This window comes from Kitasatospora sp. NPDC029367 (genome assembly GCF_055569135.1).
Window position 1 is genome coordinate 1 of record NZ_JBVHYH010000134.1, and the last position, 9,589, is coordinate 9,589.

Genomic DNA, 9,589 nt, shown 5'->3' on the forward strand with positions numbered 1-9,589 from the left:
CCAGGCCCCCAACAAACACCCCAAACCCAAAAAAACCCCCCCCCCCCCCCCCCCCCCCCCCCCCCCCCCCCCCAGGCGGCGGACTCACGCGCGGTCGCCGTTCAGCCACTCGGACATCACCGACAGCAGGTGGTCGGTCTCCACCGGCTTGGTGATGTGGTCGGTGGCTCCCGCCTCCAGGGACTTCTCCCGGTCGCCCTTCATCGCCTTGGCGGTCAGCGCGATGATCGGCAGGCCGGCGAACTGGGGCATCCGGCGGATCGCCTCGGTGGTCGCGTAGCCGTCCATCTCCGGCATCATGATGTCCATCAGGACCAGCGCCACGTTCTCGTGCTGCTCCAGCATCTCGATGCCCTCACGGCCGTTCTCCGCGTACAGGACGGTCAGCCCGTGCTGCTCCAGCACGCTGGTCAGGGCGAACACGTTGCGCACGTCGTCGTCCACGATCAGCACCTGCTGGCCGTCGAAGCGGGTGTCGCCGCGGGCCGGCCGGGGCTGCTGCGCGGGCTCCACCGCGCGCGGCACCGCGGCGCTCTCCAGGGCGGCGCTGCGGCGGCGCTCCACCGCCCCGCGGCGGCGCTCCTCGGCCATCTCCCGGACCTCCTGGGCCCAGTGGTCGGCCGGGCTCTCACCGACCGGCACCGGCAGGCCCACCGGGGTCACCCCGACCGAGGCGCGCAGCGCGGGCGGGTTCACCGGACCCGGGCGCTCCTGGGACCGCTCGGTGGTGGCCTCCGGGGCGTCGGTGCGCAGCGGCAGGTAGAGCGTGAAGGTCGAGCCCTTGCCCAGCTCGCTCTCGGCGTGGATCTCCCCGCCGAGCAGCCGGGCGATCTCGCGGCTGATCGACAGCCCGAGGCCGGTGCCGCCGTACTTGCGGCTGGTGGTGCCGTCGGCCTGCTTGAACGCCTCGAAGATCTCCCGCAGCTTGTTGCCGGGGATGCCGATGCCGGTGTCGGAGACCGAGAAGGCGATCAGCTCCTCGTCCGGGCCCTGGATCGAGCCGAACTCCAGCAGCCGCTCGCGCACGTGCTGGGGGACGTCCCGGCCGGCCGCGCTGATCGAGAAGTCGACGCCGCCGGAGTCGGTGAACTTGACGGCGTTGGAGATCAGGTTGCGCAGCACCTGCTGGAGCCGCTGCTCGTCGGTGTGCAGGGTGACCGGCAGGGCGGGCGAGACCCGGACCGCGAAGTCCAGGTTCTTGTCCAGGGCGACCGGCTGGAAGGTGGCCTCGACGTAGTCCACCAGCTGGACCAGGGCGATCCGGGCCGGACGGACGTCCATCTTGCCGGCCTCGACCTTGGACAGGTCGAGGATGTCGTTGATCAGCTGGAGCAGGTCGGAGCCGGCGCCGTGGATGGTGTCGGCGAACTCGACCTGCTTGGGCGAGAGGTTGCCCTCGTTGTTGTCGGAGAGCAGCTTGGCCAGGATCAGCAGCGAGTTGAGCGGGGTGCGCAGCTCGTGCGACATGTTGGCGAGGAACTCGCTCTTGTACCGGGAGGCCAGGGCGAGCTGCTCGGCGCGCTCCTCCAGGACCTGCCGGGCCTCCTCGATCTCGCTGTTCTTGATCTCGATGTCGCGGTTCTGCTGGGCGAGTTGCTCGGCCTTCTCCTGCAACTCCTCGTTGGTGCGCTCCAGTTCCTCCTGGCGCGCCTCCAACTCGGCGGATCGCATCGAGAGTTCGGCGGTGAGCCGCTGGGACTCCAGCAGCAGGCCCTCGGTCTTGGTGTTGACGCTGATGGTGTTGACGGTGACGCCGATCAGGTCGGCGATCTGGTTGAGGAAGTCCAGTGCGACGGTGGTGAAGGAGCTGAACGTGGCCAGCTCGATCACGCCCAGCAGCCGGCCCTCGAACTGCACCGGCAGCACCACGATGTGGGCCGGCGAGGCCTCGCCGAGGCCGGTGGCGATCTTGAGGTAGCCGGGCGGCGCCTCCTTGACGATGATCGCCCGCTTCTCCACCGCCGCCTGGCCGATCAGCGACTCGCCCGGCCGGAAGGTGGTCGGCATCGCCCGCCGCTGGTAGCCGTAGCTGCCGATCAGCCGCAGCACGGTGTCGTTCTCGTCGTCGTCCTCAGTGATCAGTTCGGCGGTCCGCCCGGCCGGCTGGGCCAGGAAGAAGGCGCCGTGCTGGGCGGAGACCACCGGGGTCAGCTCGGTCATGATCAGCGAGGCGACGGCCTCCAGATCCCGGCGGCCCTGGAGCAGGCCGGAGATCCGGGCCAGGTTGGTCTTGAGCCAGTCCTGCTCCTGGTTGGTGCGGGTGGTCTCGCGCAGGTTGGCGATCATCTGGTTGATGTTGTCCTTGAGCTCGTCGAGCTCCCCGGCGGCGTCCACGTCGATCCGCAGGCTCAGGTCGCCCCTGGTCACCGCGGTGGCGACCTGGGCGATCGCGCGCACCTGCCGGGTCAGGTTGTTGGCCAGCTCGTTCACCGACTCGGTGAGGTCCTGCCAGGTGCCGTCCACCCCGGGCACCCGGGCCTGGCCGCCGAGCCGCCCGTCGGTGCCCACCTCGCGGGCGACCCGGGTGACTTCGTCGGCGAAGGCGGAGAGCTGGTCCACCATGGTGTTGATGTTGGTCTTGAGCTGGAGGATCTCGCCGCGCGCGTCCACGTCGATCTTCTGCGAGAGGTCGCCGCGGGCGACCGCGGTGATCACCAGAGCGATGTTGCGGACCTGGCCGGTGAGGTTGTTGGCCATCTGGTTGACGTTGTCGGTCAGGTCCTTCCAGATGCCGGCCACGCCCGGCACGCTCGCCTGACCGCCCAGGGTGCCGTCGGTGCCCACCTCGCGGGCAACGCGCGTGACCTCGACCGCGAACGCGGACAGCTGGTCCACCATGGTGTTCAGCGTCCCGGCGAGCGTCGCGATCTCACCCTGGGCGTCGATGGTGATCTTCTTGGAGAGGTCGCCGCGGGCCACCGCGGAGGCGACCTCGGCGATGTTGCGGACCTGTCCGGTCAGGTTCGACGCCATGAAGTTGACGTTGTCGGTCAGGTCCTTCCAGATGCCCGACACCCCGCGCACCCGCGCCTGGCCGCCCAGGATGCCCTCGGTGCCCACCTCGCGGGCGACGCGGGTGACCTCGTCGGCGAAGGCCGAGAGCTGGTCGACCATGGTGTTGACGGTGGTCACCAGCTCCAGGATCTCGCCCCGGGCGTCGACGGTGATCTTCTTCGACACGTCGCCGCGGGCCACCGCCGTGGTCACCTCGGCGATGTTGCGGACCTGACTGGTCAGGTTGTTGGCCATCAGGTTGACGCTGTTGGTCAGGTCCTTCCACGTCCCGGACACCCCGGGCACGCTGGCCTGACCGCCGAGGATGCCCTCGGTGCCGACGTCCCGGGCGACCCGCGTGACCTCGTCGGCGAAGGCCGAGAGCTGGTCGACCATGGTGTTGATGGTGTTCTTCAACTCCAGGATCTCGCCCCGGGCGTCCACCTGGATCTTCTGCGACAGGTCGCCCTTGGCGACCGCGGTCGTCACCTGGGCGATGTTGCGCACCTGATCGGTGAGGTTGTTCGCCATGAAGTTGACGTTGTCGGTCAGGTCCCGCCACACCCCGGCCGCCCAGGGCACCTGCGCCTGACCGCCGAGCCGGCCCTCGGTGCCCACCTGGCGGGCCACCCGGGTCACCTGTTCGGCGAAGCCGGAGAGCTGGTCCACCATCGTGTTGATGGTGTTCTTGAGCTCCAGCATCTCGCCGCGCGCGTCCACCTCGATCTTCTGCGAGAGGTCCCCGCGCGCCACCGCCGTGGTCACCTGGGCGATGTTGCGCACCTGGCCGGTCAGGTTGTCGGCCATGAAGTTCACCGAGTCGGTCAGCTCGCGCCAGACCCCGGCCACGCCCGGCACCTGCGCCTGACCGCCCAGCCGGCCCTCGGTGCCGACGTCCCGGGCCACCGTGGTCACCTGGGCGGCGAAGCCGTTCAGCTGGTCCACCATCGTGTTGACGGTGTTCTTCAACTCCAGCATCTCGCCGGCCACGTCGACGGTCACCTTGCGGGACAGGTCGCCCTTGGCCACCGCCGTGGTCACCTGGGCGATGTTGCGCACCTGCGCGGTCAGCCGCCCGGCCATGGTGTTGACCGAGTCCGCCAGGTCCTTCCAACTGCCCGACACACTACGGACCTTGGCCTGCCCGCCGAGCTTGCCCTCGGTGCCCACCTCGCGGGCCACCCGGGTCACCTCGTCGGTGAACTCGGAGAGCTGGTCCACCAGCCCGTTGACCGTCCGGCCGATCCTCAGGTACTCGCCGCGCAACGGGTGGCTCACCCCGTTGCTGTGCAGCGAGCGCAGCTCCATCTTCTGGTCCAGGTCGCCCTCGGCGATCGAGGTCAGCACCCGGCCCACCTCGGCCATCGGCCGGGCCAGGTCGTCGATCAGCGCGTTGCAGTTGTCGACCGCCGCCATCCAGGCGCCCTCGCCCGCACCGGTCTCCAGCCGCTCGTTCAGCCGGCCCTCACGGCCCACCGCCCGCCGCACCCGGGCCAGTTCACCGGTCAGGTGCTGGTTGCGCTCGGCGACCTCGTTGAACACCGCGGCGATCTCCGCCAACGGCCCGTCGCCCGGCACCGTCAGCCTGCGGCGGAAGTTGCCGTCCCGCATCGCGGTCAGCGCGGCCAGCAGCTTGCGCAGTTCGGCGGGCTCCGCGCTGCGGCTGTGGCCCGCTCGCCGGCCGGCCGCGATCCGCGGCGCGGTCCCGGACCGCCCGCCGCGCGGAGCCTGCGGCGTCGTACCGGTGGCGTCCTTGGTGGCGTCCTTGGTGGCCGAACTCAACGGGCCCCTCCCACATCGTGTGAACTGTCCGGTGACCCGCCGCACCGGAAACGGCACGGGACCGGGCACCGGCCCGGCTGGGCTGCGTACCGGCCGGCCCTCACGGCCCCCCGGCACCCACACGACCGTACTGCTCCCACCGGCCGTCGCGGACCCCCCAGTCTGGCAGCACTGGCGCCGGGTATACGGCCGGTTGCACAGGGTTGTCCCCGCACCGTCCGAAACAGGTGGGCAGAATCACCCTCCGGTGCCTGTTTCACCGCCCCGCCCCCACGGGGTACCGAGCGGAAAGTAGGGTGGAGCGCTGCACCGGGCCACGACCCGACCCGACGACGCCGCCCACCGACGGCACGCACGGGGAGGTCGGCACGAGCCCCGGACAGTCAGGGCCAGAGCAGCAGAGGAGAAGTGGCAACGTGGTCACCGCGCGCGCAGCCGCCACCTTCGACCCCGACGGCCGGTCCGCGGCCGCCGCCCGGGGCTTCGTCCGGGACGCGCTGCTCGGCTGGGGCCTGCCCGAGGTCGTCGACGACGCCGTCGTCCTGGTCAGCGAGCTGGTCACCAACGCCGTCGTGCACGCCGGCACCGCCGCCGAGGTCTGCTGCCTGCGCGAGGAGGAGAGCGTCCGGATCGAGGTCACCGACCACCACCCCGAGCGCGGCCTGCCCTCGCTCGGCGACGGCCCGGTGTCCGCCTCCGAGCGCTTCGCCGACCCCGACGGCGAGGGCGGCCGCGGCCTGCTGATGTGCTCCGCCCTCGCCGAGCGCTGGGGCGTCGAGTACGCGGCCGGCCAGAAGACCGTCTGGTTCCGGCTCGCCCTGCCCGCCCACGTGGCCGGCACCCGCTACGCCGTCCCCGCCACCCCCGGCAGCGACCTGCCCAGCAGCCCCGGGCCGCTGCACGTCGCCGTCGTCCAGCTCGACGAGGACGGCCGCGTCCTGGCCTGGAACCCGGACGCCGAATCCCTCTTCCGGTACCCCGCCGCCACCGTGCTGGGCCGCCCCTGGGCCGACCTCGCGGTCTGGCCGCAGTCCCCCGGCCGCGGCCTCGGCCTCACCGACACCCTCCGGCTGGCCCGCTGGGAGGGCGACTACGGCGTGCGCCGGGCCGACGGCGAGGAGGTCGAGGTCTACGGCCTCCAGGTGCGCGTGCGCGACACCGAGGGCGTCGCCTCCACCCTCTGCCTGCTCGTCCTCGAACCCGACCGCGCGGTCCTGCGCTCCCCCGCCCGCGCCCTGCCCGGCGAGCGCCCCGACCCGGCCGGTCCCCGGCTCGACCTGCTGGCCGGACCGGTCGCCACCGACGACCTGGAAACCCTCCTCCAGCGCACCGTCGAACGCGCCCGCGACCTGCTCGACGCCGACGCCGCCTACCTGCTGCTCACCACCGACGACGAGGCCGAGTTCGAGGTCCGCGCCGCCACCGGCCTGACCACCGGGCACCGCCGGCACACCCGCTTCCCGGTGGGCACCGGCAACCGCTACGACTCCGCCCGGCTGCCCACCGTCCACGAGGACCTCGCCGCCCGCCCCACCGGCCTGCCCCTGCTCACCGGCAGCGGCATGCGCTCCCTGGTCACCGTCCCGCTCAAGGTCGAGGGCCGCCTGATCGGCTCGCTCGGCATCGCCACCGCCGCCCCCGGCCGCTACGACAACGAGGACGCGCTGCGCCTCCAGTTCGCCGCCGACCGGGTCGCCCTGGCCGTCGAGAGCACCCGGCTGACCGAGCTCGAACGGCTGCGCCGCGGCTCGCTCTCCTTCCTCGTCGAGGCCTCCGACCTGCTGGCCGGCACCCTCGAACACGAGCAGACCCTGGCGCTGATGGCCCAGATGGCCGTCCCCACCCTCGCCTCCTGGTGCGCCGTCTACACCAACGGCGACCACAGCTCCTCGGCCGGCCTCGCCTTCGTGCTGCACGAGGACGAGGACCGGATCGACCCGCTGCGCGACCTCCTCGACAAGACCCCCTCCCCCGAGACGGGACCCACCCACGGCGTCCGCTTCTGGACCGCCCCCGCCGAGACCGCCGGGGCCCGCGGCCTCACCGACAGCCCCGAACTCGCCGGCCTGCTCGGCGAGACCGTCGTCCTGCCGCTGACCGCCCGCAACCGGGTGATCGGCCTGCTCGCGCTCGGCGTCCCGGCCGGCGTGCGGTTCCGGCAGGAGATCCTCGAACTCGCCGAGGACCTCTCCCGCCGGGCCGCCCTGGCCCTCGACAACTCCCGCCTCTACTCCGAGCGCACCGCGACCAGCCAGGCCCTCCAGCGCAGCCTGCTCCCGCCGGACCTGCCCGAGATCCCCGGCGTCGAGGTGGACGTCTACTACCAGGCCGCCGGCGAGGGCAACGAGGTCGGCGGCGACTTCTACGACCTGTTCACCATCCGCGAGGGCACCTACGGCTTCGCCATCGGCGACGTCTGCGGCACCGGCCCCGAGGCCGCCTCCGTCACCGGCCTGGCCCGGCACTCGCTGCGCCTGCTCGCCCGCGAGGGCCTGGACGCCCCGCAGGTGCTGCGCCGACTCAACGCGGCCATCCTGGACGAGGGTTCGCGCAGCCGCTTCCTCACCCTGCTCTACGGCGAGCTGACGCCCCGCCCGGACGGCAGCACCGAACTGTCCCTGGTCTGCGCCGGCCACCCGCTGCCGCTGCGGCTGCGCACCGACGGCCAGGTCGACCGCGCCGCCACCCCGCAGCCGCTGCTCGGCGTCCTGGACGACCTCGAACTCACCGCCGAGCACCTGGTGTTGGCACCCGGCGAGGTCCTGCTCTGCGTCACCGACGGCGTCACCGAGCGCCGCGAGGGCCGGCGGATGCTCGGCGACGACGGCCTCGCCGAGGTGCTCACCGGCTGCACCGGGCTGACCGCCGGCGCGGTCGCCATGCGGGTACAGCGCGCGGTCGAGCGCTTCGCCCCCGAGCCGCCGTCCGACGACATGGCGATCCTGACGCTCCGGGTCCCCACCCAGCGTCAGTCGTGAGCGCTCCACAGCTGACATCATCACAAATTGTTATGTTCACAAGGGTACAAGCGGGCACGGCCGGGTAAACCGATCTCGCCGGGGAATCCCCCGGCGGGGACGTGACCAGCGGCTCTCCGCAGGCCCGTCGCTTCTGACCTCACTTCTGACCGCAGCCCGCGCACGCTCACAGCCGTGCGCCCTCGGCGCGGTCGCGCGCATCCACCCATCGAACGACACCAAGCGTCACTGCGCCCTGCGCGCGCCCAGAGTGAAAGGAGCCTCCGGTGAGCAACGACGCTACCGGGGCAACGAACGCCCGCTCCTCCGGAGCCGACGCGGGTAACCTCGGCTACCTCGCCCTCGGCCTGACACTGCTCGCCTACGGTCTGCTCTCCACCGGGATCCTGCACAACACCGGTGCCGGGGACGCGGTCCACCTCGCCCACCTGCTCGGCGGCGTCACCCTCTTCATCGCGGGCCTCTGGCAGCTCCGCGGCGGCGAGGGCTTCACCGGGACCGCCTTCACCAGCCTCGGCGCCTTCTGGGCGACCTGGTCGATGGCCGGCGGCGCGAGCAAGAACGCCGCGGGCCTGTTCCTGCTCGTGTGGGCCCTGCTCGCCCTCAGCCTCACCGCCGCCAGCTGGGGCGCGGGCCTGTTCAGCCGTGCCGTCTACGGCCTGTTCACCGTCTCCCTCGTACTGGACGCCATCGCCGTCCTCGGCAGCTACAGCGGCCTCGGCAAGGCCGCCGGCTGGGTCGCGGCCGTCTCCGGGCTCATCGCCTGGTACTGGGCCACCTCCCGGCTGAGCAACGGCTCCTGGGGGAAGGTCGCCCTGCCGGTCAAGTGACCGGCCGGGGCTCAACCGACCTGCTGGGGCCGCTCCTCGGCACCGGCCCGGGGCCGGGTCTCCGTCTCGACGGGGGCCCGGCCCCGTCGCCGTGCCGCCAGCGCCAGCACGGCGTAGGCGAACAGCAGGATGGCGACGGCGACGATGCCGTCCGCCCAGAAGTGGTTGGCCGTCACCACGACCACCGCGACCGTCAGCAGCGGGTGCAGCACCACCACCCAGCGGAACGGGCTCGGCGACACCCGCACCACCGCGACCGCCGCCAGCACGCACCAGGCGACGTGCACCGACGGCATCGCCGACAGCTGGTCCGCCACCACCACCCCGCCGACCGCGCCGCCGTACACCGACTGCCCGTACTGCGCGGCCACGTCCACGAAGCCGCTCTGCGGCAGCATCCGCGGCGGCGCCACCGGGATGAACTGCACCAGCAGACAGACCGCCGTGGTGATCACCACCGTGTTGCGCACCCACGCGTAGCGCTCGCGGTGCCGCAGGAAGACCCAGAGCAGCACACCGAGCATGACGGCGAAGTGCATCACCGCGTAGTAGTAGTTCGCCAGCCGCACCAGCACCGGGTACGGCGTGACCGCCGCCTGCCAGGAGGCCTCGTCCGGCAGGCCGATCGCCTGCTCGGTCCGGTGGATCCAGCTCGCCCGGTCCAACGCGTGATCGGCGCTCATCACCGACAGGTGCCCGACCAGTTGCCAGAGCGCGAACAGTGCCAGCAGTGTGCCGGCCTCCCGCAGCAGCGCCGACGCCCCCGGCTTCCGGACCCTCGCAGCGGCGTACGCGCCTCCGTAGAGGACGACGGCGGCGCCCCCGGCGGTCTGCCAGGTCAGGGTCAGGTTCTGCATTGGCAGAGGGTAACGCAAAAAGACCCCCTCCCGAATGGGAGGGGGTCTTTTTGGAATGATTGTTCGGCGGCGTCCTACTCTCCCACAGGGTCCCCCCTGCAGTACCATCGGCGCTGTGAGGCTTAGCTTCCGGGTTCGGAATGTAACC

Annotated in this window: 4 protein-coding genes and 1 rRNA gene; 2 read left to right on the forward strand and 3 right to left on the reverse strand. The window is 71.9% G+C overall.

The window, feature by feature from the left end; all coding sequences use genetic code 11:
* Nucleotides 1-84: 84 nt before the first annotated feature.
* Entirely contained in the window at nt 85-4,686 is a 4,602-nt protein-coding gene (locus ACZ4W5_RS37300) for a HAMP domain-containing protein (protein ID WP_465659641.1), read from the reverse strand.
* A gap of 506 nt (nt 4,687-5,192) precedes the next feature.
* On the opposite strand from ACZ4W5_RS37300, the gene ACZ4W5_RS37305 reads away from it, so the two are divergent.
* Together ACZ4W5_RS37305 and ACZ4W5_RS37310 are read left to right on the forward strand one after the other, a co-directional pair.
* Nucleotides 5,193-7,754 carry a SpoIIE family protein phosphatase gene (locus ACZ4W5_RS37305; protein WP_465659636.1) on the forward strand — a complete coding sequence of 854 codons (2,562 nt, stop codon included), beginning with the start codon at nt 5,193-5,195 and terminating at the stop codon, nt 7,752-7,754.
* 266 nt (nt 7,755-8,020) lie between these two features.
* Nucleotides 8,021-8,584 carry a GPR1/FUN34/YaaH family transporter gene (locus ACZ4W5_RS37310; RefSeq protein WP_465659638.1) on the forward strand — a complete coding sequence of 188 codons (564 nt, stop codon included), beginning with the start codon at nt 8,021-8,023 and terminating at the stop codon, nt 8,582-8,584.
* Nucleotides 8,585-8,595: 11 nt separating this feature from the next.
* Here ACZ4W5_RS37310 and ACZ4W5_RS37315 read toward each other — a convergent pair whose 3' ends face one another.
* Both ACZ4W5_RS37315 and rrf read right to left on the reverse strand, forming a co-directional pair.
* Complete coding sequence (locus ACZ4W5_RS37315; protein ID WP_402491287.1) at nt 8,596-9,441, reverse strand: phosphatase PAP2 family protein; 846 nt, start codon at nt 9,439-9,441, stop codon at nt 8,596-8,598.
* 61 nt (nt 9,442-9,502) lie between these two features.
* Nucleotides 9,503-9,589, reverse strand: a 5S ribosomal RNA gene (gene rrf / locus ACZ4W5_RS37320); the annotation flags it as partial.

Coding starts and splice junctions, on each gene's coding strand:
- ACZ4W5_RS37315 (WP_402491287.1), bottom strand. CDS start 9,441: ATGCAGAACCTGACCCTGACCTGGCAGACCGCCGGGGGCGCCGCCGTC.